Annotated in this window: 23 protein-coding genes; 7 read left to right on the top strand and 16 right to left on the bottom strand. The window is 61.0% G+C overall.

Annotated elements, in window-relative coordinates; all coding sequences use genetic code 11:
- Window positions 1-75: 75 nt before the first annotated feature.
- From QMK33_RS20650 to QMK33_RS20635, 4 genes are all read right to left on the bottom strand, one after another.
- On the bottom strand, window positions 76-1,308 hold the full coding sequence (locus tag QMK33_RS20650; protein WP_283566521.1) for an ABC transporter permease: 1,233 nt from the start codon (window positions 1,306-1,308) through the stop codon (window positions 76-78).
- A 151-nt stretch (window positions 1,309-1,459) separates the two neighbouring features.
- Window positions 1,460-1,951: a GxxExxY protein gene (locus QMK33_RS20645; protein WP_283566520.1), complete on the bottom strand. Its 492-nt coding sequence runs from the start codon at window positions 1,949-1,951 to the stop codon at window positions 1,460-1,462.
- 165 nt (window positions 1,952-2,116) lie between these two features.
- Window positions 2,117-2,926, bottom strand: coding sequence for a class I SAM-dependent methyltransferase (locus QMK33_RS20640; protein ID WP_283566519.1), 810 nt, complete (start codon window positions 2,924-2,926; stop codon window positions 2,117-2,119).
- A gap of 152 nt (window positions 2,927-3,078) precedes the next feature.
- Window positions 3,079-3,495, bottom strand: coding sequence for a ribosome-binding factor A (locus QMK33_RS20635; protein WP_283566518.1), 417 nt, complete (start codon window positions 3,493-3,495; stop codon window positions 3,079-3,081).
- Between the two features lie 104 nt (window positions 3,496-3,599).
- Here QMK33_RS20635 and QMK33_RS20630 point away from each other — a divergent pair, with 104 nt between their 5' ends.
- Complete coding sequence (locus QMK33_RS20630; RefSeq protein ID WP_283566517.1) at window positions 3,600-5,027, top strand: hypothetical protein; 1,428 nt, start codon at window positions 3,600-3,602, stop codon at window positions 5,025-5,027.
- Between the two features lie 137 nt (window positions 5,028-5,164).
- Here QMK33_RS20630 and tatC read toward each other — a convergent pair whose 3' ends face one another.
- The 5 genes from tatC to QMK33_RS20605 form a co-directional block, all read right to left on the bottom strand.
- Window positions 5,165-6,040: a twin-arginine translocase subunit TatC gene (gene tatC, locus QMK33_RS20625; protein ID WP_283566516.1), complete on the bottom strand. Its 876-nt coding sequence runs from the start codon at window positions 6,038-6,040 to the stop codon at window positions 5,165-5,167.
- Between the two features lie 105 nt (window positions 6,041-6,145).
- Window positions 6,146-7,450 (bottom strand): serine hydroxymethyltransferase, encoded by a 1,305-nt coding sequence (gene glyA, locus QMK33_RS20620; protein WP_283566515.1) that lies wholly within the window; start codon window positions 7,448-7,450, stop codon window positions 6,146-6,148.
- Window positions 7,451-7,661: 211 nt separating this feature from the next.
- A complete protein-coding gene (locus QMK33_RS20615; RefSeq protein ID WP_283566514.1) occupies window positions 7,662-7,874 on the bottom strand; it encodes a hypothetical protein in 213 nt (70 codons plus the stop codon).
- A gap of 58 nt (window positions 7,875-7,932) precedes the next feature.
- Window positions 7,933-8,103, bottom strand: coding sequence for a hypothetical protein (locus QMK33_RS20610; protein WP_283566513.1), 171 nt, complete (start codon window positions 8,101-8,103; stop codon window positions 7,933-7,935).
- A 40-nt stretch (window positions 8,104-8,143) separates the two neighbouring features.
- The gene (locus QMK33_RS20605; protein ID WP_283566512.1) at window positions 8,144-8,659 is read right to left on the bottom strand and encodes a hypothetical protein; all 516 of its coding nucleotides are present in this window, start codon (window positions 8,657-8,659) and stop codon (window positions 8,144-8,146) included.
- 169 nt (window positions 8,660-8,828) lie between these two features.
- Between QMK33_RS20605 and rsmI the strand changes: the two genes are divergently transcribed.
- From rsmI to QMK33_RS20580, 5 genes are all read left to right on the top strand, one after another.
- A complete protein-coding gene (gene rsmI / locus QMK33_RS20600; protein WP_283566511.1) occupies window positions 8,829-9,602 on the top strand; it encodes a 16S rRNA (cytidine(1402)-2'-O)-methyltransferase in 774 nt (257 codons plus the stop codon).
- Window positions 9,586-11,286, top strand: a complete 1,701-nt coding sequence (lnt, locus tag QMK33_RS20595) for an apolipoprotein N-acyltransferase (RefSeq protein ID WP_283566510.1) — start codon at window positions 9,586-9,588, stop codon at window positions 11,284-11,286. The genes rsmI and lnt overlap by 17 nt, the downstream gene beginning before the upstream one ends.
- A 51-nt stretch (window positions 11,287-11,337) precedes the next feature.
- On the top strand, window positions 11,338-12,159 hold the full coding sequence (locus QMK33_RS20590; RefSeq protein WP_283566509.1) for an inositol monophosphatase family protein: 822 nt from the start codon (window positions 11,338-11,340) through the stop codon (window positions 12,157-12,159).
- Between the two features lie 62 nt (window positions 12,160-12,221).
- Window positions 12,222-12,413, top strand: coding sequence for a FeoB-associated Cys-rich membrane protein (locus QMK33_RS20585; protein WP_283566508.1), 192 nt, complete (start codon window positions 12,222-12,224; stop codon window positions 12,411-12,413).
- A 114-nt stretch (window positions 12,414-12,527) separates the two neighbouring features.
- Window positions 12,528-12,869: a hypothetical protein gene (locus QMK33_RS20580; protein ID WP_283566507.1), complete on the top strand. Its 342-nt coding sequence runs from the start codon at window positions 12,528-12,530 to the stop codon at window positions 12,867-12,869.
- A 190-nt stretch (window positions 12,870-13,059) separates the two neighbouring features.
- Here QMK33_RS20580 and QMK33_RS20575 read toward each other — a convergent pair whose 3' ends face one another.
- The 6 genes from QMK33_RS20575 to aceB all read right to left on the bottom strand — a co-directional run bounded on the left by QMK33_RS20575 (window position 13,060) and on the right by aceB (window position 22,823).
- Complete coding sequence (locus tag QMK33_RS20575) at window positions 13,060-14,082, bottom strand: SPASM domain-containing protein (protein WP_283566506.1); 1,023 nt, start codon at window positions 14,080-14,082, stop codon at window positions 13,060-13,062.
- Between the two features lie 133 nt (window positions 14,083-14,215).
- Window positions 14,216-15,787, bottom strand: coding sequence for a TlpA family protein disulfide reductase (locus tag QMK33_RS20570; protein ID WP_283566505.1), 1,572 nt, complete (start codon window positions 15,785-15,787; stop codon window positions 14,216-14,218).
- Window positions 15,788-16,037: 250 nt separating this feature from the next.
- Entirely contained in the window at window positions 16,038-17,438 is a 1,401-nt protein-coding gene (gene radA / locus QMK33_RS20565) for a DNA repair protein RadA (protein WP_283566504.1), read from the bottom strand.
- Between the two features lie 232 nt (window positions 17,439-17,670).
- The gene (locus QMK33_RS20560; protein WP_283566503.1) at window positions 17,671-19,323 is read right to left on the bottom strand and encodes an IS1182 family transposase; all 1,653 of its coding nucleotides are present in this window, start codon (window positions 19,321-19,323) and stop codon (window positions 17,671-17,673) included.
- A 406-nt stretch (window positions 19,324-19,729) separates the two neighbouring features.
- On the bottom strand, window positions 19,730-21,013 hold the full coding sequence (aceA, locus tag QMK33_RS20555) for an isocitrate lyase (RefSeq protein ID WP_283566502.1): 1,284 nt from the start codon (window positions 21,011-21,013) through the stop codon (window positions 19,730-19,732).
- Window positions 21,014-21,200: 187 nt separating this feature from the next.
- Complete coding sequence (gene aceB / locus QMK33_RS20550; protein ID WP_283566501.1) at window positions 21,201-22,823, bottom strand: malate synthase A; 1,623 nt, start codon at window positions 22,821-22,823, stop codon at window positions 21,201-21,203.
- Window positions 22,824-23,200: 377 nt separating this feature from the next.
- On the opposite strand from aceB, the gene QMK33_RS20545 reads away from it, so the two are divergent.
- Window positions 23,201-24,709, top strand: a complete 1,509-nt coding sequence (locus tag QMK33_RS20545; RefSeq protein WP_283566500.1) for a helix-turn-helix domain-containing protein — start codon at window positions 23,201-23,203, stop codon at window positions 24,707-24,709.
- 5 nt (window positions 24,710-24,714) lie between these two features.
- Here QMK33_RS20545 and QMK33_RS20540 read toward each other — a convergent pair whose 3' ends face one another.
- Window positions 24,715-24,909, bottom strand: coding sequence for a hypothetical protein (locus QMK33_RS20540; RefSeq protein ID WP_283566499.1), 195 nt, complete (start codon window positions 24,907-24,909; stop codon window positions 24,715-24,717).
- Window positions 24,910-25,036 lie beyond the last annotated feature (127 nt).

Below are 25,036 nucleotides of genomic sequence, written 5' to 3'. Positions count from 1 at the left end.
CCCGATATGATTAATGTCACTTCTCCGGACAGGGGGCCCACTGCCGGGCGAATAGTCCAGGTTTGTGGAAGGTGGCTAGAGGTTCTCGCGAATCTGCATGCGGCCGGCATTCAGGGCCGGGCGAATGGATACAGCCAGGGTTATCGAGATAATGGCCAGCGAGATAAAGAAGATATCAGAGGCCTGCATTTTCACCGGGTACGAATCCACGATACTGGTGGCCATGCCCATGCTCACCACGTGAAACGTTTGCTGCACCCAGCAAATGCCCACGCCCAGCACCAGCCCCACCACGGCCCCCACCAGCGCCACAATGGCCCCCACCAGCAGGAAGGCCTGCCGTATCGTTTTTTCGGTGGCCCCGATGGCTTGCAGCACGGCAATGTCCTTGCGCTTATCGATAACCAGCATCGAGAGCGAGAAAAAGATGTTGAGCGAGGCGATGAGCAGGATGAAGGCAAACGTGATGAACACGAACAGCTTTTCAATCTTGATGGCTTTTAGCAAGCTCACGTGCTGCTCGTCGGAGTCGAGCACTGTGAAACCGTTGCCAAGGCGCTCGCGCAGCTCGTCCTTCACCTTATCGGCCTTGAAGCTGGCGCCCACCTTCACGTAGAAGGCCGTGCGCCGGTCGCCGTAATTGAGGAGGCGCTGCGCAAAGCTCAGGGGCACAAATAGGTAGCTATCGTCGAGCTTCTGCTCAATCTGGAAGATGCCGCCCGCCAGAATAGGCTCTTCGTTAAAAGCCTTTTCGGGATTGATATTGAGGGTCTTGCGGCCGGGCTCCTGGCGCGGGTACAGCAGGTGCAGGGGGGCCAGGCGGTTGTCGAGCGTAATGCTGAGCTCGTGCTGCACGCCCTCGCCCACGATGGCGTATTCGAGGTCGCCGCGGCGCAGGCGGTGGTCGCCGGCCCGCAGGTTGGAGTCGATGGGAATCTGGCCGAAGTAGTTTTCAGATAAGCCCCTCATTTTCACCACCATCTGGCGGTCGTGGTATTGCAGCAGGGCGTTGTCTTCGATAACCTCGGTGAGCAGGGCTACGCCGGGGGTATTCTGTATCTTATTGATTAATAAGGTATTAACTGGAAAGGACTTGCCCTGGCGGGCCGCTATCACCAGGCTGGGGTCCGACTTGCCATAGAGCGAGCGCACGAGGTCTTCGAGGCCGTTGAACACCGAGAGCACGATGATGAGCGCCGCTGTGCCCACCGCCACGCCCACCATCGAGATGTTGGAGATGATGGTGATGATGTTGCGCTTCTTTTTGGATAGGAAATAGCGCCGGGCAATCAGGAGGGGTACATTCACCGCAGATTCAAACAGATTTAACGGATTTCACAGATACGCTTGCTTCGCAAGCTGGCTAGCCACTGGTAGGGTTGCGTGGGGTTGGCTAGTGGGGGATTTTTTTTGGCTGGCTGGCCGAGTGGCCTGCCGGGGAATTTAGCGTTTGGGGTGCTTACGTGGTAAAGCGGGTTTTGACGAAGCGGCGGTATTGCAGGGAGGTGGTGCCGAAGTTGAGGAGGAGGCCTACGGGCAGGCGGTAGGCTTCTAGGTAGTTGACGATTTGGGCGAAGTGGGTGTCGGTGAGGTCGGCGGTAGCTTTTAGCTCAACGAGAACGGGCTTGTCGGCGGCGGGCCCGTCTACCAGGAAATCAACCCGGCGGGTGCCAATCTGCTGCCCCCGAAAGTAGATGGGGGTCTCAATTTCGCGCTGCGCGGTCACTTCCTCCCGCGCCAGCTCTATGCTGAGTGCGCGCTGATAAATGACCTCGGGAAAGCCACTGCCCAGTAGCGAATGCACGCGCATAGCACAGCCAATAATGCGGTGCGTCAGTGGGTTGTAAGCCGCCAAATCTACATGCTCCGCCGCATACGCGCCGTCCGGCTCCGCCACCATGCTATCCACGGTAGTCCACTCATCTAGGTCATCAAGGCGCGGATACAGCATAACCAAAGCAAACTAAATCAGACTAACCAAAGCAAATCCAGCTAAAGCCCCCCACATCGCCTACCCAACTAATCAATCAACCAGCCGCGCCCCACCCACGTAGCCAGCCCGCGCAGCGGGCGTATCTGCGTAATCCGTTAAATCCGTTTGAATCTGCGGTCTGGGTTACTTCCAGGCTTTTACGATGAGGCCGGTGCCCGAATCGTGGGTATTGCGCGCATCGAACCAGTTGAGCAGCAAGCAGAACGGAAAAACAACGCCGTAATAAAAAGGCAAAAGAAGGAAAAACCAGCGCGATTTGCCCAGCATCAAAATGGGATACTTCATGCTGAGCCGCCACGATACCTGCCCCGGCTCGCCGTAGCTGTAGCGGGCCTCAATGCGCTCGAAGCCCGCGGTGCGCAGCTTCTGCTGAATCTCGTGGATGTTGTAGCCATCGCGCACGTGCTCCTCTATAAAGCTCGTCTCGGAGTCGGCGTGCACGTCGGAGCCGCCCTGGTCGCTGGGCGTGGAGATGAGTAGCATGCCGCCATCCTTGAGCGAGGCGTGGATGTTGCGAAACACCTCCACGTCTTCCAGAATATGCTCCATCACATCCACGGCCAGGGCCAGGTCGAAGGCGTTGGACTGCTGATAAAGCACGAGGTCCTGGACCTCGAACTGCACCTGCGGCCGGCCAATGGCCTGGAAAAACCGGTTGGAGTCGGCCACCTGCTCCTCCTTCACGTCCACGGCCAGAATGCGCCAGGCGCGGCTCAGGCCACTCAGCCAGTAGCTGTACTGGCCGTAGCCGGCCCCGGCATCGAGAATGGCGAGCGGCTCGCGGGTGCGGCCCCGGGCCCACTGGCGCAGCTCGCGGTGCACGTGCCAGGTGCGCAACAGCAAGAGGTCGAGCAGGTTATAAAACAAGCGCCGCAGCCACGGCGAGCGGTTGAACACATTGCCGAGGCTGCGCTTAATCGGGTCGTAATACAAGTTAGGTAAGGGGGTAAAGGGGTAAGTGAGTAAAGAAAAGGTTGAGCAAAAGAGTAAGATTAAAACTTCACTCAATTGCTACTCTACTTCATTTACTGATTGAGTAAAAGAGCAAGGCCAAAACTATACTCATTTACTCAGCTCCTCATTTACTAATTAAACAAGCGCGGACGGGGCGTTTCGGGGGCCTCGTCGTCGTCGGTTTCGGGCTGGGCGGCCGGAATGTCGAGCTTGCTGAGCACCTGCTCCATGTGGGCGGCGTAGGCGGCGCTATCGTCGTGGAAGAACGTGAGCTCGGGCACCACCCGCACCTGGGCGCGAATGCGCTTGCCCAGCGCGAAGCGAATTTCCTTGGTATGCTCCTTGATGGCGGCCAGGCGCTCGGGGGCATCGCCGCCGATGAGCAGGCTGAGGTGCACGCGGGCCACGGCCAGGTCGGGTGTCACTTTCACGCTGCTGATGCTGGGCACCAGCCCGCCGCCAAACAGGTGCGGCAGGTCGCGCTGCATCACCTGGGCCAGCTCCTGCTGCAGCAGGCTGGCCATTTTTTGCTGTCGTTTGCTTTCCATAACTTCTTGGTAAACCACAAAGGTACGCCGCCCGGCAACGCGCCCGGTGTGCGGGCCAGTCGGCTTTCGCCCGCACCTTTGCGGGGCAAACTCTCTTTTTTACCGTGCTTCGCTTTTTCAAAAGCTCCCTTCCGGCGCAATTGCTGGTGCTGCTGGCCTTGGTGCTGGCCCTGCGGCTGCCGCTGCTGTGGCTGGGCCTGCCCCTCACGGCGGCCGAGCTGCGCCTATTGCTGCTGGGCGAGGGCGTGGCCGCCGGGGCCTGGCCCTACCGCGACCTCTACGACGGCACCGCGCCGCTGGCCGCCGCCGTGGCCGGCGTGCTGGAGCTGGCCTGGGGTCGGCCGGTGCTGCTCTACCGCACCGTTGCGCTGCTGCTGCTGCTGGTGCAGGCGCTGCGCTTCAACGCCGTGCTCAACCGGGCCGATGTGCACCCCGAGCGTGGCTACCTGGCGGCGCTCACCTACCTGGTGGTGGGTAGCCTCAGCACCGAGCTCGATGCGCTATCGCCGCTACTGCTGGGGCACACGTTTATTATCTTCGCCCTCAGTGCGTTGCTGCCCACCTCGCGCGAGGGGTACGACAACCGTCGGCTGTTTCGGGCGGGCTTTTTAATTGGGCTGGCGGCGCTATGCTACCTGCCGCTGGCCTTTTTTGTGGGGTTGGGCTTCTTTGCGGTGCTCATTTTTGCGGCCAGCTCGTTTCGGAGCGCGTTGCTGCTGGTGTGCGGGTTTTTATCGCCCTACGCGGTGGTGGCCACGGTGTTTCTCTACGTGGGGGCGCTGCCTAATTTTCAGGATATGCACCTGGAGCGCGGCCTGCACCCGGCCGTGGCTGCCACCGATGGCCTGCCGCCCGCCGTGGCGTGGCCGCTGCTAGCGGGGGCCGCGGTGCTGCTGGCCCTGGCGCTGCTGCGCACGGCCAGCACGGCGCTGGGCTTGGTAATGCAGGCCAAGTTTCGGCAGCTGATGCTGGTGTGGCTGCTGATAGCCGTGGCCGCGCTGGTGGTGGGGCGCGGGCTGGCGCCCGGCTCGCTGCTGCTGCTGCTGCCGCCACTCACGTATTTCAGTTTGTTTTTGTGGCAGCGGCTGCCGGGCCGCGAGTGGGCCCCCGAACTGCTGTTTGTGACGGTGCTGGGCCTCGTGGTGGTGGTGCGCTACCGCGACTTGGTGCCGGGCCTGCCCACCCTGCTGCACCTGCCGGCCGAAAGCACGTTTGCGCCGCAGCCCAACCCGGCCTACCGCCGCCTGGTGGCCGGCCGGCCGGTGCTGGTGCTGGGCCCCGGCCGCCGCGCCTACCTCGCGCACCCCGCCGCCCGCCCCTACCTCGACTGGCCCCTGGCCGCCGCCGACTTTGGCCACCTCACCGAATACGCGGCCGTGGTGCGCGTGGGTCGCAGCCTCGGCCCCAACCCCCCCACGTACATCATTGACCAAAACCGCTTGCTGCCCCGCCTGCGCTACCTGCTGCCCACGGTGTTTGGCGGCTACGAGCTGGTGCCGGGCGTGCCGGGCGCGTATCAGCTGAAAAAGTAGGGTAAGCAGATGTGCGGTAAGCTTTAGCTTGCCGTGTGAACGCAAAAAAGCCGCAACCTGAGCAGGCAGCGGCTTCTTGGTAGCTCACACAGCACGGCAAGCTAAAGCTTACCGCACATCTGTTTACCCTACATGCACTATTCGCCGTCGCCTACCAGTAGGCCGGCGTTGAGCTTGGCGGCGCTGTTGCGGCGCACCACGCGGGCAATGTGGATGCTGAGCTCGTAGAGCAACAGAATGGGGATGGTGACGATAATCTGGGCCGAGATGTCGGGCGGGGTGATAACGGCCGCAATGATGAGGATAACCACAATGGCGTGCTTGCGGTAAACCGTCATCAACTCGGGCGTGACGAGGCCGGCCTTGGCCAGAAAAAACACTATCATTGGCAGCTCAAACACGAAGGCGCACGAAAGCGTCATGGTGGTGAGCGTGCTCAAGTAGCTCTGCAAGTCAATTTGATTCTGGATGGTGGCATCGACCGTGTACGAAGCCAGGAAGTTGATGCTCAGCGGCGCGGCGATGTAGTAGCCAAACAGCAAACCCAGCACAAACAATATCGACACAAACACCACCGCACCCTGCGAGTTGGCCCGCTCGTGCGGGTAGAGGCCGGGCTTGATAAAGCGCCACAATTCCCAGAACAAGTAGGGGAAAGCCAAACAGATACCCACAATAAACGAAGTGCTGATGTGCATAGTCAGCTGCCCGCTCATCTCCCGGTTCTGGATGATAAAGTTGACCTGGTTGTCGCACGAGTCGGTGGACCCGAACCACTGGCCGATTTTGCAAAACGTCTGGTAGGTCCAGAATTCGGAGCGCGACGGCCCCAGAATCAGGTCGTGAAACAGGAAGGTTTTGTTGAAAAACGCGACCAGCGAGAACACCACCACCGCAATAGCCGCCCGGATAATGTGCCAGCGCAACGCCTCCAGGTGGTCGATAAAAGACATCTCCGCTTCGCCTTCGGCGGCGGCGCGGTTCTGCTGAAATTTTTGAGTGGGGGAAGCCAAGGGTGAATGCGTGAATGAGTGAATGAGTGAATGCCGGGTGAGTGGGCGAATGCGTGCGGCAGGTAGCGTCCTGCCAATCACTCATTCACGCATTCACCCATTCACTCATTGGAACAACGGGTAGCCTTGCAGCCACTCGTTTACCTGATGGCGCACGCCGGTGAGGCGGGCCAGGTCGGCGTGATGGGTGAGGGCCTCGTCGATGAGCTCCACAATGCGCACCATGTCGGTTTCGACCAGGCCGCGGGTAGTTACGGCGGCCGAGCCAATGCGGATGCCGCTGGTCACGAAAGGTGACTTATCGTCGAAGGGCACCATGTTTTTGTTGATGGTGATATCGGCCTGCACCAGGGTGTTCTCGGCGAGCTTGCCGGTGAGGCCCTTCGAGCGCAGGTCAATGAGCATCAAGTGGTTATCGGTGCCGCCCGAAATGAGGTTGTAGCCGCGGTTCAGGAATTCCTTGGCCAGCGCCTGGGCGTTCTTCTGCACCTGGTGCACGTAGCGGGTGTAGTCCTCACCCAGCGCTTCGCCAAAGGCGATGGCTTTGGCGGCAATGACGTGCTCCAGCGGCCCGCCCTGCGTGCCGGGAAACACGCCCGAGTCGAGCAGCGCCGACATGGGCCGGACGTCGCCCTTGGGCGTTTTCAGGCCGAAGGGGTTGTCGAAATCCTTGCCCAGCATGATGAGACCGCCGCGGGGGCCGCGCAGGGTTTTGTGCGTGGTAGTAGTCACGATGTGGCAGTGCTCAAACGGGTTGTTGAGCAAGCCCTTGGCAATGAGGCCACTAGGGTGCGAAATGTCGGCCAGCAGGAGCGCGCCCACCTCGTCGGCAGCGCGGCGCAGGGCGGCGTAGTTCCAGTCGCGCGAGTAGGCCGAGGCCCCGCAGATAATCATTTTGGGGCGCTCGCGGCGGGCGGTGTCCACCACCTTGTCCCAGTCGATGAGGCCGGTTTCTTTCTCCACCCCATAGAAGCTGGGCTGGTAAAGCTTACCCGAAAAGTTGACCGGCGAGCCGTGCGTGAGGTGGCCGCCGTGGCTGAGGTCGAAGCCCAGAATTTTATCGCCGGGGTTGAGGCAGGCCAGCATCACGGCCGCGTTGGCCTGCGCGCCCGAGTGGGGCTGCACATTGGCCCAGGCCACGCCGAATAGCTCCTTCACGCGGTCGATGGCCAGCTGCTCTACTTGGTCAACTATCTCGCAGCCACCGTAGTAGCGCTTGCCGGGCAGGCCTTCGGCGTACTTGTTGGTGAGTACCGAGCCTTGCGCCGCCATCACTTGGTCGGAGACGTAATTTTCGGAGGCAATCAGCTCCAGGCCGTGGGTTTGGCGCTGGCGCTCCTGCGCAATGAGGTCGAAAACGGCGGTGTCGTAGCCGGCCGGGGCGGCGGTGAGGGGGGCAGTGGCTTGCATAGGCTCAAAAGTACAACGCAGTGTAGGGTAAGCTTTCGCTTGTGGCTAAATACCAGGCGCATTCCAGCGTAACAGAGTGCCCTGGCCACAACGCAGGCTGGTAACCTTAGTGCGTTATAGGTTGTTTATAATGAATTGATTGATAATAACTTATGAAAAAACCCCGGCCAAAAGCACGGGGTTACTGATTCAAGCAGGGGCAGTTGCGGGCTTAGGCGTAGCTGCCTTTGCCATTATCGGGCTTGTTGTGGCCACGGTTGGGGTGCTGCATACCGGCGTCCTCGGCTTCGTTGGCGAGGCGCTCTTCGGTGGCCTCGTCGAGGTCGCCCGCGGGCAAGGCATCAGCCTTTACCTGCTCGGGCATGCCGGGCTCGTTCTTGTCGGTTTGCGACTGCTTGTTCTGCTCCGTGTGGTGGGTTGACATGGAAAAAGGAATTAGCGAGGTTGGTAAAAAGAAGAAACCGGGGCCGCTTTACTCAGTGCTAGCGGTTAGGGTGCGTTACGGGTGCGTCCTGCGCGTCTTCTTGCAGGCGCTTTTCAGTCTTTTCATCGCGCTGCACATCGTTGTCTTCGCCAGTGCCGGCGGCTTGCTTTGCTACATTGGGGCCGCCCTGGTGCGACTCGCCCTGCTTGCTTGATTTATGGTCTGCCATGAGAAAAAGAAGTTAAGAAATGAAAATGATAAGTTCTAACTTAAAAGCCTTGGGCAATGGCTGAATCCTGGGCACCGGGGTCGGTGAGTTCGGCATTGGTGTCGGTGCCCGTGATGGGCTTCGGGGTTTTAGGGGCCATCTGGCCCATGCCTACGCCTGAGTCGGCATCCTCCATTTCGTCGGGGCCTTTGCGCATGTCGTCGGCATCGAGCTCGTCAACGGGGCCACGCTGGGGGCGGCGGCCCTCTTCGTCGCGCTCATCGTCGGGGCTGGGCAGGTCCTGGTCGGGGCGCTGGTTGGCACCCTGCTCGGCCGTGCGCATGTTGTCGCCGGGCTGGTGCGTGCTCGACGCGTCGGAATTCATGGAAAGCGACGTTTCGCCATCGCCACTGGTAGTGCCAAAGCCCTGCTTGCCGTCGCGGTTGCCGAAGCCACCGCGGGCCTCCTCATTTTTGGGTGGGTCGGCATTGGGAATGCGCAGGCCGGCGGCGTTTTCTTCGTCGGTCGTGTCATCGTTGATAACGCGAATGGGGCGGTTGTTGGGGTCAACTGGCATAGGTGGGGAGGGCTAAGCAAATGGTATGGGGTTTTACTTGCGTTTGCCCGTTTGGGTTGTAGCGCACGCTTTGGCTGGTGCACTGCTACGTGAAGTGGGTGGCCCGCACGCGAGGTGCTCGCTGCGCCCACTCGCCAGCGAAAGCGTACGCTACATCTACCTTTGCGCTATGCCCGAAGCCGCTGCCCTGACCCTTGTGCCCACGCCCATCGGCAACCTGGAAGACATTACCCTGCGGGCCATCCGCACGCTGCGCGAAGTAGACTTGGTGCTGTGTGAAGACACCCGCACCAGCGGCCGCCTAATGCAGCACCTGGAACTCAAAAAGCCCCTGCAAGCCTACCACCTGCACAACGAGCACCAGGTAGTGCCTCGCCTATTGGAGCGCCTGGCCAAGGGCGAGCGCATGGCCCTGGTGAGCGACGCCGGCACGCCCGGCATCTCCGACCCCGGTTTTTTGCTGGTGCGCGAGTGCCTGGCCCAGGGCCTGCGCGTAGAGTGCCTGCCCGGCCCCACGGCCCTGGTGCCGGCCCTGCTCAAGTCGGGTTTCGGGGCCGAGCGGTTTACGTTCGAAGGCTTTTTGCCGACGAAGAAAGGCCGCCAAACCCGCCTGCAAGAGCTGGCCCGCGAAACCCGCACGCTCATCTTTTATGAGTCGCCGCACCGCATCGTCAAAACGCTTACGCAGCTGGCCGAGGTGTTTGGGCCGGCCCGCATGGGCAGCGTCAGCCGCGAGCTGACCAAGCTGTTTGAAGAAACCCTCACCGCCCCGCTCAGCGAGTTGGCCGCCACGCTGGCCGCCCGCCCCGCCATCAAGGGCGAAATCGTACTGGTAGTAGAAGGAGCTAAACATGAGCGAATTGAGCGCAGCAAATACGCCGCCCGCGACGACGACGACGACGCTGAAGACGACGGCGATGCCGACGATGACCCCGCCGCCTAGCTTCTGGCAGCGCCCGCTGGTGCTGGGCAGCCTCAGCGCCCTGCTGCTGTGCGGTGGCTGGCCGCCCTACCCGTCGGCCGCGCCGGCACTGCTGCTCTTTATTGGCTGGGTGCCCTACCTGCTCATGGAGCGGCAGCTCACGCTGGCCGGGGCCCGCAAGGGCCGCGTATTTGCCTGCACCTACTGGGTGCTACTGGTCTGGAACGCGCTCACTACCTGGTGGGTAAGCTATTCGTCGCTGCCCGCCGGCATGGCGGCCGTGGTGCTGAATGCCCTGATGATGTGCCTGCCGCTCATGGCCTTCCGGCAAACCAAGAAGCGCTTTGGCAACCGCCTGGGCTACCTCTCGCTGCCCATCTACTGGATTGCCTTCGAGCAGCTGCACCTGCACTGGGACCTCACCTGGCCCTGGCTCACGCTGGGCAACGGCTTTGCGGCCGCGCCGCAGTGGGTGCAGTGGTACGAGTACACGGGCTTCCTAGGCGGTTCGGTGTGGGTGTGGGCGGTTAATCTGTTGGTATTCAGTATTTTAATTAAAAATTATAAATTGAAAAGTAAAAGCGCAACTACTTCGCCAACAGGCGTTTATGTTGATGGGAGCGAAGTAAAGCCCGCCTTTTTAATTTTTAATTCTCAGTTTTTAATTCCGCTCCTGGCTATCGTGCTGCCCATTGGGCTTTCGTACCTCATCGGGGCTTCTTACCAGGAAAAAGGCCCCACCACCGAAGTGGTAGTGGTGCAGCCCAACCTCGACCCCTACGAGGAGAAATTTCTCGGCGGCGCCCGCTTCGTGCCCTACGACGAGCAGCTGACGCGCATGCTGGCGCTGTCGGCGCAGCACCTCACGCCCGCCACGCGCCTCATCATCTGGCCCGAAACTGCCTTGGAGGAGCCGTATTGGGAGAATACGATTGAGAGCAACCCCAAAATTCTGCGCATCAAGGCGTGGCTGGCCGGGCACCCCGGCGTGGCGCTGCTCACGGGCATCACCACGCTCGGCTCCTATCCGAGCAAGGAGGCGGCCAGCGAAACGGCCCGCTACCGCGACGACCTTGGCTACTACGACTTCTTCAACAGTGGCGCTTACTTTGCCAGTGCCAGCGCCCCGGTGGCCTTCTACCACAAGTCGCGGCTGGTGCCGGGCGTCGAGAAGATTCCGCCTCTGCTCACAGCTCTCGTCTCGCACATCGACCTGGGCGGCACGGTGGGCAGCGTGGGCAGCCAGCCCGAGCGCACCGTGTACCCCGCGCCGGCCAATGCGCCGGCCCTGCGCGTGGCCCCCATCATCTGCTACGAGTCTATCTACGGCGATTTTGTGAGCGAGTACGTGCCCAACGGGGCCACGCTATTAGCTGTGTTTACCAACGATGCCTGGTGGCTCGACTCGCCCGGCTACCGGCAGCTGCTGCGCTACGGCAGCCTGCGCTGCATCGAAACCCGTCGCGACCTGGCCCGCGCCGCCAACACCGGCTTCACCGGCTTCATCAATCAGAAGGGCGAAATCTACCAGCAAGTGCCCGCCTGGATTGCCACCGCCAGCCGCGGCACCGTGCACTTAAACAGTGAGGTAACCTTTTACGCCCGCTTCGGCGAGCTCATCGGCCGCGCCGCTCAGCTGCTGGCCGTGCTCGGGATTGTGGCCGTGGTAGCGTGGACTCTGCGAGTCCGCGCGCTGAATCGTTAAACCACTTAATTTTTACCTTAAACGCGGACTGAAAAGTCCGCGCTACTTTTTATGACCCCCGACCTGCTCCAGCTCTCGTATTCCGTCGCCGACCTCTGCCGCCAGGCGGGCGGCTTTATTCGCCAGGAAGTCAGCAACTTCGACCAGTCTAAAATCGTGACTAAAGGCCTGCACGACCTGGTTTCTTACGTGGACAAAGAGTCGGAGAAAATGCTGGTGGCCGGCTTGCAAAAGCTGCTTCCCGAAGCCGGCTTCGTTACCGAAGAAGGCACTGTGGCCAACACCGAGGCCAGCGAAACCGAGTACCGCTGGATAATTGACCCGCTCGACGGCACCACCAACTTCATCCACGGCCTGCCGTGCTTCGCGGTGAGCGTGGCCCTGGCGCGCGGCAACGAGCCGGTGCTGGGCGTGGTGTACGAGGTGAGCCGCGACGAGTGCTTCCGCGGAGCCCAGGGCCACGGCGCCTTCCTCAACGACCAGCCGATTCACGTAGGTACCGCCGCTAAAATGGATGATAGCCTGATAGCCACCGGCTTACCCTTCTATAAGTTCGACCACCTCGACGCTTACCTGCGCATCCTCACCGAGTATATGCAGCACTCGCGGGGCCTGCGCCGCTGGGGCTCGGCCGCTACCGACCTGGCCTACGTGGCCTGCGGCCGCTTCGACAGCTACTTCGAGTTCAACATCAACTCTTACGACGTGGCCGCCGGCATCTTGCTGGTACGCGAGGCCGGCGGCCGCGTTACGCAGTGGCTGGCCGATGGCGACCCCGTATTCAACCGCGAAACGCTGGCTACCAATGGCTTACTGCACGAGGAAATGCAGGCCGTGATGAAGCAGCACTGGGGCGAGGGCTTCCAGTGGTAAGAAAGTAACCGCCGGACGCGCGGCCCAAACTTTTCGGGCCGCCGCTGGGTTTTCTTTTTATCATGAACGCGCAACTGCTCATCATCATCGCTCTCTTTGCCGCCGCCTTGGTTTACCTGGGCCGGCGCGTGTGGCAAACCTTCGCCGCCAAGGGCCAGGCGGGCTGCGCCAAAGGCTGCGGCGGTGGGTGCGGCGCGGCCATTGATGTGGATGCTTTGCAGCGCACTATTGAGGCGCGCACCGCCGGGCGTTAGCCGCCGCCATTAAAAACTGAACAAACGATTAACCCCCGACCGCCCCGGCTCCGTATAGCTGGGGCGGTCTGCGTCAGGCCCCATTCTCACCCGCCATCTGAAACACCCATTCCCATGCAGGACAAAGAAGAAATGACCTCCCTCGTTACGGTCGAGAAAAAGCTGGTTGCCGAAGGCTACACCCACGACTTTACCGTGAAGGATGGCCGCTTGGCAACGATGGACAACGACAGTGCCGCCACCTTCAGCCCTGAGGAAACGACCATCGTTGACTACTTCCGCTTCGAGGGCGAAAGTGACCCCGATGATGCTTCCATCCTCTACGCTATCGAAACCACCGATGGTGCCAAAGGCACCATCTCGACTGCCTATGGCGTGTACGCCGACCAGGACATCGACCAGTTCATTCTAAAAGTAGAATCGCTGGGTAAGAACCTGATGAAAGGCAAGAAGTAACCCGACCGCAGATTCAAACGGATTAAACGGATTTCGCAGATACGCCGCTAAAGCGGCTGACTACGCGCATTGAGATACTGATATAGGGGCAGAGGAAATACTCCCTTCATATCACGTAAATGCGAGTAGTCAGCCGCTTTAGCGGCGTATCTGCGAAATCCGTTTAATCCGTTTGAATCTGCGGTCGGGCTTAACCCCAGACTTTGGTGCCTTCGGTGCAGTTACGGCACATTTCGATTTGGTCGCGGCCCTTGAGGAGGGCTTGGCGGAAGCCCTGGTACTTGGGGCCGTGCCAGAGGGCGCTGAAGTTCTCGTGTTGGCGGTCGCCGAGGCGGTATTCGGCGTCTTTGTCGAAGCAGCAGGGCACTACCTTGCCGTCCCAGGTGATGACGCAGGAGTGCCACATCTTCCAGCAGCCGTTTACGAGCTTATTTTTCAGGCTGAACGTGCCGTTGCCGTTGTTGGCGTAGCGCGAGTAGTAGTCGATGGTGGGGATGAGCGGCGAACCCTGCTGGTAGTCGTAAATCTGGGCGGTTTTAAACCACACATCGTCCACGCCCATGGCCTGTGCCAGGGCTTTGGCATCCGCAATCTGGTGCTCGTTGGGCCGCACTACTAAGAACTGAAAGATAATGCGGGGAGTGCTCTTGTTCAGCTCTTTGCGCCACTTCACCACGTTGCGGGTGCCAGCTAGCACTTTCTCCAGCTTGCCGCCCACGCGGTACTGTTCATATACCGCCTGCGTGGTGCCGTCGAGCGAGATGATGAGGCGGTCGAGGCCACTCTCTACCGTGCGGCGCGCGTTCTCGTCGTTGAGAAAATGGGCGTTGGTGCTGGTGGCGGTGTAAATACCCTTCTTACTCGCATACTCCACTAAATCAAGGAATTGTGGGTGCAGATAGGGTTCGCCCTGAAAGTAAAAGATGAGGTACCACAGCCGGCTGGCTACCTCATCCATTGTTTTCTTAAAGAGGTCGGCGGGCAGCATGCCCGTGGGGCGCGTGAAGGAGCGCAGGCCGCTGGGGCACTCGGGGCAGCGCAGGTTGCAGCTGGTAGTGGGCTCGAAGGCCAGCGCAATGGGCAGGCCCCAGGCGCGGGCGCGCCCCGTGAGCCGGCTCAGGATGTAGGAAGAAACAACCTGCCCGGCGTTGAGCACGCGGCCCGGCGTAGCCTTGCGCAGGAAGGAAAAGGCGTCGCGGAGAGTAGAGCGCATAAGACAAAGTACGGCCCAAGCCGCCACGCCAGAGACACGCGACTGTCCTCAGAAGTTTTGGCTGCTGCTACCAGCCAAACTAATCTGTGCAGTATTATTCAGCTAAATAATTGTTAGTTAACAAATTACGTAACTATTTGCCGCCACCCGGCATCTGCGACACGGCGGCGCTGTAAACGCCGGCCTTACCAAACGACTGGTTGATTTCGTCCACGGCGGCGCGGCTGCTGAGGCGCTTGGGCTTGGGGTTGAGGATGGTGCCATCCTCGCCCAGCAACAGGTAGGTGGGTACTTCCTGCACGTTGTAGGCTTTGGCCACGGCCGAGCGCAGGCCACCCACGGCCCGCAGCTGCACGCCGGGCAGCTTCTTAATGGTTACGAGCTGCCGCCAGGGCATCTCCAGCTCATCGAGCGCCACGTTCACAAATACAATGTTCTTGCCCTCGAAGCGGCGGGCCAGGTCCTGGGCGTAGGAAAGGTCGCGCAGGCAGAGGCCGTTGGTTGATTTCCAGAAATTTAGGTACACCAGCTTGCCTTGCAGGCTGCTCAGCTTGATAGAATCGCCGGTGGCCGACATGAGGCGGAAGTCGGGGGCCTGCGAGCCGATAGCCAGCGCCTTGTGCTTGCCAAAGTCGGCGTCCAGGGTAGCTACGTAGCGTTTGCGGGTGTCAAGGGCCTTGAAATCGGCGAGCATAGCGGCCGACTGGCGCACGTGGCCAAAGCGAAACGACTCTTGCAGAATGCGGCCCAGCGTGAGCAGCTTCATGGTGCCGTTGAGGCGCTTGCTGGCCAGCGCGTAGCACACGGGGTAAAAGTCGGGGTCGGTGCGCAGGTGCTTCTGCTGCGCGGCCATAAAGTGCACGTAGTTGAGCAAAAACTCCTGAAACTGCTCGTTGCCCACGGCCGTCTGGTCGTTCAGCAGATTGGGGTCGCGCAGGTAGTCGTAGTAGCCGGGCGTCATGGTGAGGCGGCCCTCGGTGCTCACTACCTGCTCGCGCAAGTCAGGGAAAGTGAGGCGGTCGTTGGCGTTGGAGTACGTTATCTCCGCCTTGGCATAGTTATAAAAATCAATGGTAAATGACTGTTTGGCGGCGCGGTCCTCCAAGAAGTTACGCTCGTGCTTAATCCGGTAGTCGAGGAAGGAGACGAACGGCGTTTCGTAGAGCTGAATATTGTCGGGCAGCACCTGAAAACCGTCGTTGGATACGAACTGCTCGTCAAACTCGGCGAGGTAGTTATTGGCGTTGGCCATCTGCTGGCGGTGGCGCTGCGAGTCGGTGAGGGAGGTGTTGTTGCGCAGGCGGGTGGCGAAACCGGTGGGCACGTCGTTGGCCTTAAACTTGACCGTGCCCGGCAGGTCGTCGCCCTTAAAGCGCACGTCGAGGTCGGTGCCGGGGTCCAGAAAAAGGTCTGCCACAGCGTCTCCGTACACTAAATCGGCTTTAGTAGAACCCGTAAGCAGGATGCTGAGTCGAAACTCACCCTTCTCATTGACGCGGGCATAGCTGATACGCTCTTTCGAATCGAAGGGGCTATCGTGAATGGCAATGGCAATGGTATCGGTCTTGGGATTGGTGATGCGGCCCGTGAGTATGGCGGCCCCGGCTATGTCTGCGGGCCGGCCCCCACCTGGTTGAGCCCGCGCCGGTAGCAGCGAAGCCAGGCCCAGTCCCAAGGTTGTTAGACAGGTAAAGAGTAATTTCATATAGTACTAAGACAGGAAACCGGATAACCCGTGATATGCCGAATAAATAGAGAAGGCTGATACGTGTACCTATCTCTTTTCGCGGTAAAAGTCAATTACGGGACCGAAGATAAGGCGCTTTTGGCGCTCATCTGGTACCTGCCCCACGTAAAAAAGGTGCCCCCTAAAAATTATGCTACCAGCTATTTGTTTCGGACTACCAGAATAGGCTTTTTGCCGGGTGCGCCATGCGCCGCGCACCCGGCAGCCCCTAGCCAAACAAGCCATTCAGCACCTCATCGAGCCGGCTCACGGCCTGAATACGTAGTCCGGCGCGGCCCTGCTCAGCCAGGTTCTTGCCGTTGAACTGTGACACGTACATTTCCCGGAAGCCCAGCTTTTCGGCTTCCGCCAGGCGTTGGTCGAGGCGGGGCACGGCGCGCATCTCGCCGCTCAGGCCTACCTCGGCGGCCAGGCACACATCGCCGGGAATGGGCAGGTCGTTGAGGCTGCTTACTACGGCGGCGCACACGGCCGCATCGAGGGCTGGGTCGTCGAGGCGCAGGCCGCCCGCAATGTTGAGAAACACGTCGTGCTGGCCCAGGCGCAGGCCAGCGCGCTTTTCGAGTACGGCCAGCAGCATTTGCAGGCGTTTGGCATCAAAGCCGGTGCTACTGCGCTGCGGCGTGCCGTAGGTGGAGGGCGTTACCAAGGCCTGTACCTCCACCAGCAGCGGGCGGTTGCCCTCCAGCGTGGCCCCGATGGCCATGCCGCTCAGGCTCTCGGCGCGCTGCGAAAGCAATATTTCGGACGGGTTGCTGACCTGCCGCAGGCCGCTGCCCTGCATTTCATAAATACCTAATTCCGAGGTACTTCCAAAACGATTTTTGGTGGTGCGCAGAATGCGGTAGCTTAGGTGGCGGTCGCCCTCAAACTGCAACACGGTGTCCACCATGTGCTCCAGTATTTTGGGGCCCGCAATGCTACCATCTTTGGTAATGTGACCGATGAGTAGCACCGGCGTGCCGGTTTCCTTGGCAAACTTGAGAAACTCGGCGGTGCACTCGCGCACTTGGCTCACCGAGCCCGCGCCGCTCTCCACCAGCGTGGAGTGCATGGTCTGGATGGAGTCGATAACGAGCAGGTTGGGCTCCACCTGGTCAATCTGGCGGAAAATGTTCTGGGTATTCGTTTCCGTGAGAATGTAGCAGTTCTGGTGCTGGCCGTCGGCCAGGCGCTCGGCGCGCATCTTTATCTGAGCCTCGCTTTCCTCGCCGCTCACATAAAGAATACGCAACTTCTTCATCATTAAGGCAATCTGGAGCATGAGCGTGCTCTTGCCGATGCCCGGCTCGCCGCCGATGAGCACAATGGAGCCTGGCACCAGGCCGCCGCCCAGCACGCGGTTCAGCTCGCCGTCGGGGGTTACGATGCGGGGCTCCTCCTCGTGCCGGATGTCGGCTAGCGGGCGCGATTTGGCGGCCTTGCTTGCGTTGCCGCCGGGCACGGTGCTGGCGGGCTTCCACTGGCCGGTGGTGGTGGCGGCGGTTTCCTTCTGGATTACTTCCTCCACGTAGGTGTTCCACTCGCCGCACGAGGGGCAGCGCCCAATCCACTTTGCCGACTGCGCGCCGCAGCTCTGGCAGAAAAATACGGTTCTAACCTTGGCCATTCTTTGCTAAAATTTTGTGCAAGAATAAGGCTGAAACCGGTAGAAAAGTTGCGTTGCGCACAAGTAGTCGTGGCTGGCCTCCCAAATCGCAAAGCCCGCCAAGCCAACAGGCACCGCCCCGGCCTCAGGCTACTGCCAGGTTTTGGGCCGCCGGCCTTCCGGCGCAAAAAAAAGCCTTTCCTGAAACAGAAAAGGTTTTCCATCCTTTTGGATACTGTTGGCGAATTCATTTTCAGGCCCTTGCCGGCGGAATTAATCGCTCGAAGGCGGCCTGACGGGTCTGGGCTAACGGCACCCCGTTTAACCAGTTGACGATACGGCACAGGTTCATCGCCGCGGCGATAAAGAGGTGCTGGGCATGCGTTTTGGCCAGGCCCACGTAGCGTGAGCGGCGCAGGTCAAAGCCTCGTACCCCTTGTGAGAGGGTGCCTTCAATCCCCGCTCGCTGGTTATAGAGCAGCGGCCAGTCCGCCTGACTGTCGCGCGCGCGGGCTGCTTGCAGGGCTTCGTATTGAGCATCGGCTCGTAGCTTAATGGCTCGGCGCTTCATGCGCGTACACTGCGCGCGCACGGGACAGGGTCCGCAGTGCTTGCGCGAAAACTTGATAAACACGCGGGGCTGGCCTTTTTCCAGTGTCCTAATCCAGGATTGCGACGGATGTCCCTGGGGACAAGTAGCTTGCTGCGCGTCCCAATCCAGGTGGAAATCCGCCGCTGCATACCCCTGCCCTGCCAAAGCTTGCCATTTCTGGTCTTTGCGGGCGGGCCCGACTAACTCCACCTGATAGAGTTGCTGACTCTGGACCAGCAACTCTGCGCTCACATATGCGGTGTCGACCAACTGCTGCGCCGGTAGTAAAGATTGGTCAGCTAGTCCCTGCTGAATCTGCGGCAAGGTGGTCGAATCAGCCTCGGTGCTGACGGTGGTCGCTACCTGCGTAATCAAATGCGGCTGGTCAGCTTCGCAGGTTTCGCTCAAATGGACTTTATAACCGACCCACGTCGTGGTGCGTTTCCGACTGAAGCGGGCTTCTATATCGTAGGGAGAGATGATAAGTTGAGCGGAAGGTGGCAGTTCTCCCTGATTCTCTACGCGCCAGCTGAGTTGGCCGTCCACCACCTGAAACTGCTGGAGCCAGACCCGGCGCACGATGTCCACGGCCGGCAGCTGCCACAGCCTAGCGGCCTGTTCATCCTGCGCTATTTGCTCCAGCAGCCACCAGCCGTCCTGCCCAACTTGCTGGGCATAAGCCAATCGCTGAGGTTTGGTATGTGGCAGGCGGTACTCTTCGACTCGGGGACCGTATCGAGCGGCCCACTCCGGTGGGAGGTGGCGGGCTAGCCAATCGGGCAGGAGCGTGGCCAAGCTGTTGAGCGTAAAGCGCATGGTCTCCCCCACGCACTCTAATCGGTTCAGGTCCCGGACACGGGCCAGCACATGGGTCGAGTCCGTTCGTTGCTTGCCCCCGGCTTTCAGCCACTGCTGGTCTTGGCAACAGACCAGCAGGTGCGTAAGCAGGCGCTCCTCGGCCTTGCCGGCTACTAACCGCTGGCGAAATTCAGACAGGACGCTAAAGTCAAACCCGGGGTCGGTCAACTCCAAGCCCAGCAGGTACTTCCAATCAATGCGACTGCGCACGGCATCAGCAGCTTGGCGGTCGGAGAGATTTTCGGCGAATTGCAACAGTGTCACCAGCGCCAACTGCCAGGGCGCCTGAGCAGCTTGCCCGCGTTGCGGAAACAGATCGGCAAAGAGGGCGTCGTCATACAGCGTGCCCAGGGTATCGCGCAACTGCATATAGCGATTGCCACGCGGGAATGCCGCTTGCGCTACCTGGCGCGTTTGGGGTGGAATAGGCGTGCTGGGTTGGGGGTGCAGGCTCATGAGCAGAAGCGGGTAAGGTGCCTCCGAAAATAGCCTTTTTTACTCCAAAACCAATTCGCCAACAGTATCCTTTTGGACAAAGGAACTAGTCTCCCGTAGCTAATGGCGTGCCAGCTTGGTCGCGCCAACTTGGTGAAACGGATAAATTATGCCGCGCCCTGGGTTAAGCTGCGCAGTACCGGTAAGTCTGCCTGCGCCAAAGGCTGGCAGCCGCGGGAACAGGCACTTTTGGGCGACCCATTTTTTGCCCTCATCCTTATTCGTAGCCAAATTGTCGGGCTTGTCTTTGGGCCTGAAGCGGCGCGGGCCACCTCCCTGCCAAACGCCAAAAAGCCCCTTCTGAGGCAGAAGGGGCTTTTGCCGGGCCGCTGGGGTGGGAATAACACCGGCCGCGGTGGGGGTGGGGCTAAAACTGGGCTTCCTCGGTGCTGCCCACCAGGGCCGACGTGCTGGCCTTGCCGGCCGATACCACATTCTGCACGGCGTCGAAGTAGCCGGTGCCCACGAACGACTGGTGCTTCACGGCCTGGTAGCCATCCTTTTGCAGCGCAAACTCGCGCTCCTGCAGCTCGGAGTAGCCGGCCATGCCGCGCTGCCGGTAGGCTTGGGCCAGCTCAAACATGCTGGTGTTGAGGGCATGGAAGCCGGCCAGCGTGATAAACTGGAACTTATAGCCCAGCGCGGCCAGCTCCTCCCGAAAGGTTTCCATCTGCTTGACGCTCAGCTTGGCGGCCCAGTTGAACGACGGCGAGCAGTTGTAAGCCAGCAGCTTACCCGGAAACTGCGCGTGAATGGCCTCGGCAAACCGGTGGGCGTGGCCCAGGTCAGGGTCCGAGGTTTCCATCCAGATGAGGTCGGCGTAGGGGGCGTAGGCCAGGCCGCGGGCAATGGCGGCCTCCACGCCGCACCGGACGCGGTAGAATCCTTCCGGGGTGCGGTCGGCATCCTGGCGCACAAAGGGCAGGTCGCGCTCGTCCACGTCGGCGGTGAGCAGGTCGGCCGCGTCGGCGTCGGTGCGGGCCACAATGAGCGTGGGTACGCCCAGCACATCGGCCGCCAGGCGGGCCGCAACCAGCTTATTGATAGCTTCTTGCGTAGGCACCAATACCTTGCCGCCCAGGTGCCCGCACTTCTTGGCCGAGGAAAGCTGGTCCTCGAAATGCACCCCGGCCGCGCCGGCCTCAATCAGCATCTTCATCAGTTCAAACGCGTTGAGGTTGCCCCCAAAGCCCGCCTCCGCATCGGCCACAATGGGAGCCAGCCAATGCACGTCGTTGCGCCCGGCGAGGTGCTGAATCTGGTCGGCCCGCAGCAGGGCGTTGTTGATGCGCCGCACTACGGCCGGCACGCTATCAACGGGGTAGAGGCTTTGGTCGGGGTACATCTGGCCGGCGTTGTTGGCGTCGGCTGCTACTTGCCAGCCACTCAGGTAGATAGCTTGCAGGCCGGCCTGCACTTCCTGCACTGCCTGGTTGCCGGTGAGGGCCCCCAGGCCAGCTACGTACTCCTCGCTGTGCAACAGGCTCCAGAGGCGCTCGGCCCCTTGCCGGGCCAACGAAAACTCAATGTGCACCGAGCCTTGCAGCTTCACCACATCCTCGGCGGCGTAGGGCCGCTCGATACCCAGCCAGCGGGGGTTGGTGGCCCAGTCAAGCGTAATTTCGGCAATGCGCTTTGCGTTGGTAGTCATGCTGTTAAGGATTAAAATGTGAGTTGAGAGAAGGCAAAGGGGTAGCCGGCCGGTTGACCCTGTTAAGTCCACCAGAAAAACCCAAATAGGTAGCATTGGTCCGGTCGGCCGGCTCTGGCTAAGTCTGCCAGGATGCCTGCAACGACAACCAGTCGGCCGGCTGGCGCCGGCGGCGCCGGGCTACGGCCTACGCCAGCTCGTCGTAGGCCGGCACGGTCAGGAACTCGACAAACTGCTCGCTTCGCACCAGCTGGTCGAAGAGCCGGGCGGCCTTGGTAAAGTGGCCGTTCTCAAAGGCTTCGGAGCCCACCAGGGCTTCGATTTTGGCCAGTTGGCCGGGCACCAGCGCTTGGTAGAGCTCCGTGGTTACGGGCCGGCCGTCGGCCAGTAGCGTGCCGGGGGTGTGCAGCCACTGCCACACTTGGGCCCGGGAGATTTCGGCGGTGGCGGCGTCTTCCATTAGGTTGTAGATGGGCACGCAGCCGTTGCCGCCCAGCCACGAGGCCAAGTACTGAATGGCCACGTCGATATTGAGCTTCAGGCCCGCCTCCGTGATGCTGCCCTGCGGGGCGCGCACCAGGTCGGCGGCACTTACCTGCACGTCGAGGCGCTTGTTTTCGATTTGGTTGGCGCTGGTCATCAGCTCGTTAAACACGGCCATGGCTACTGGTACCAGGCCGGGGTGGGCTACCCAGGTGCCATCGTGGCCGTTGGTAGCCTCCCGTATTTTATCCTGCCGCACCTTTTCCAGGGCCGTGTCGTTGGCAGCGGGGTCGTTTTTGATGGGAATCTGGGCGGCCATGCCGCCCATGGCGTGCACGCCCCGGCGGTGGCAGGTTTGGACAACCAGCTGCGAGTAGGCGGCCATAAAGGGCACCGTCATGGTCACCTCCGCGCGGTCGGGCAGCCGGAATTCCGGCTGCAGCCCCAGGCGCTTGATATAGCTGAAAATATAGTCCCAGCGCCCGCAGTTGAGGCCCGCGCTGTGGCTGCGCAGCTCCCATAGTATCTCGTGCAGCTCGAAGGCGGCGGGCAGCGTCTCAATGAGCACGGTGGCCTTGATGGTGCCCTGGGGCTGGGCCAGCGCCTGCTGGGCAAAGATGAACACTTCGTTCCAGAGGCGCGCTTCGAGGTGGCTTTCGAGCTTGGGTAGGTAGAAGTAGGGGCCGGTGCCGCGTTGCACCAGCTCGTGGGCGTTGTGAAAGTAGTAGAGCCCAAAGTCGAGCAACGAGGCGCTAATCTCCTCACCATCAACAAGAATGTGCTTATCGAGCAAGTGCCAGCCGCGGGGGCGCACCATGAGCACGGCCGTTTCGGGGTTGAGCCGGTACGTTTTAGTAGGCGTGATGAGGCTGATGGTGCGGCGCACGGCATCGCGCAAGTTGCGCTGGCCCTCCATAACGTTGGCCCAAGTGGGCGAGTTGGAGTCCTCCAAATCGGCCATAAACACCTTGGCCCCCGAGTTCAGGGCGTTGATAATCATTTTGCGCTCCACCGGGCCCGTGATTTCCACGCGGCGGTCGAGCAGGTCGGCTGGCAGCGGGGCTACCGTCCAGTTTTGCTCGCGCAAGCGCCGGGTTTCGGGCAAAAAATCGGGGAGGCGGCCGGCGTCAAAGTCCTTCTGCCGGGTGGCGCGCCGGGCCAGCAGCGCCCGCCGGGTGGGGTCAAAGCGCCGGTGCAGCTCGGCTACAAAGTCGAGAGCCGCGTAGCTCAGTAGCTCGGCATACTGGGGGTGAAAATCGCCCGTGACCCGCACTTGGCTAGGCGTGCGGTAGGCCGGTAGGGTAGGCGTAGCGGCAGTGGTAGACATAAGCGCAAGGGGGCTAAGTAATTAATAAACCATTGATTTACAGCCAGTATATGTAGCTAGCGACCAGCTAAACCCAGGCCTATCACAAACATACATCAGCGAGTTTTAAATCTTAGCGAATTTTCGCTAAATGAAAGTAATTTGCTGAACGGCAGTAGCTTTGCCTACTTAGAAACCAGCCCTAGCGCGCGTCAGTGGCTTTTACGGCGCGAAAGATTTTTTACAAAAAATGTTTCTAATCAGGCGCTTAGCCGCGGCGCGGCGGGTTGGCCAGCCCCAATTGGGTAATGAGGCCCGCCCGCTGGGTGGCCGTGGCCCCGCCGGTTTTGGAGGTGCTGCGCGGCAGTTGCTTATCACGCATTTTTACTTTTTGCCCTATGCTTACCCACGGCCAGATTGTCCGACTCATTTTTGGCCTGAAGCTGCGCGAGCTGCGGCAGGAACGGGGCCTGACCCCGGCCGATTTGGCGCGCAGCTGCGACATGAGCGTGAGCTACCTCAACGAGATTGAGAAGGGCAAGAAATACCCCAAAGCCGACAAAATCCTCAGCTTGAGTAAGTGCCTGGACGTGCGCTACGACCAGCTTACGGCCACCACGCTGCCGCGCCGACTGGAGCCCATTGCCGACCTGCTGCACTCGAAGGTGCTGCAAGAGTTTCCGCTGGCCATGTATGGCATCGAGCCCACCCAACTATTTGAGCTGCTGGCCAATGCGCCGGCCAAGATGAACGTGTTCATCAGCACGCTCTTTGAGATTGCGCGTAACTATGAGCTGCGGCAGGAGCACTTTTTTGTGGCCGCCCTGCGCTCGTACCAGGAGATGCACGACAACTACTTTGAGGACCTGGAGCAGGCCGCGGGCGCGTTTATGGCCAGCCACCAGCTGGCACCCGCGCCCCCCGCCAGCCTGGAGGCCCTGGAGGCCGTGCTGGTGCAGGAATATGGCTACACCATCGACCGCACTACGCTGGCGGCCAACCCCGTAGCGGTGGCCGGGCGGCTACGTTCGGTGTTTCGGCCCCAAACCAAAACGCTGCTGCTGCTGGCCAGCCTCACGCGGGGCCAGCAGGCGTTTGTGCTGGGCCGCGAAATCGGTTTCAACTACCTCAAGCTTAAGGAGCGGCACTACGCTAGCCCCAACACCCTGGAGCTGCGCTCGTTTGAGGAAGTGCTGAATAATTTTCGGGCCTCCTACTTCGCCAGCGCCCTGCTGATGGAGGAAGACGGCCTGGTGCGCGACCTGGCCAAGGTGGTGGGGGCCAAAAAGTGGCAGCCCGCCGCGTTTATGGCCCTGCTCACGCGCTACGACGTGAGCGCCGAGATGCTGCTCCAGCGCCTGGCGGCGCTGCTACCCAAGCACTTCGGCCTCACGAGCCTGTTCTTTCTGCGCTTCGACCAGGCGCAGGCCGGGACCGATTTTAACCTGACCAAGGAGCTGCACCTCTCGCGCCTGCACAACCCGCACCGCAACGAGCTGCACGAGCACTACTGCCGCCGCTGGGCCAGCCTGGGCCTGCTCACGGAGGCCCGGGCGGCTGCGGCCCTGGCTGGTCGCGCCGCGCCGCCCACCACGCTGCTGGCCGGGCAGCGCTCGTGCTACCTGGGCACCGACGATGAGTATTTCTCCCTCACCCTGGCCCGCGCCGGGGGCCCCGATGCCCCCGCCATGAGCGTGACCATCGGCTTGCGCTGCGACGAGGCGTTGCAACAGCAATTCAAGTTTCTGGCCGACCCCACCTTGTTTCCGCTCACCATCGTGAACGAAACCTGCGAGCGCTGCCCCCTCACCGATTGCCAGGAGCGCGCCGCCCCACCCGAGCAGGTGCAGCGCGCCGAGCGCCGCACTGCCTACGAGGCCGCCGTGGCGGCGCTGGTGGCGGGGTAGGCGGCTTAGTTGGGAGTGCTGGCTGCTTGGTTATAGAGCCGAAGGAGGCGCGGTACATCGTTGTAGCGGTAGCCTTCGGCCTGCGCCCGAATTGGCGTGGCGAGGCCGGGGCTATCGGCTAAGTAGCTGGCCAAAAAGGGGGCAAATACTTTGTCTTTTATGGGCACAAAGCTCATGTAGGGCTGGCCGGGGCGGCGCACTAGTGGTTGAAAAACCTTATTGGGTCTGGTGGGCTTTTCCGTAGAAAAGCGCTTTCGTCATGCTAATTTATCGCTTGTTTCTGACCGCTGAGGAACGCCAGACCCTGGAGGACTGGCGAAAGAAGTA

Origin of the sequence: Hymenobacter sp. H14-R3 (assembly GCF_030063445.1) — a bacterium.
GTDB lineage: Bacteria > Bacteroidota > Bacteroidia > Cytophagales > Hymenobacteraceae > Hymenobacter.
This window is presented reverse-complemented; position numbering and strand designations above follow the sequence as displayed.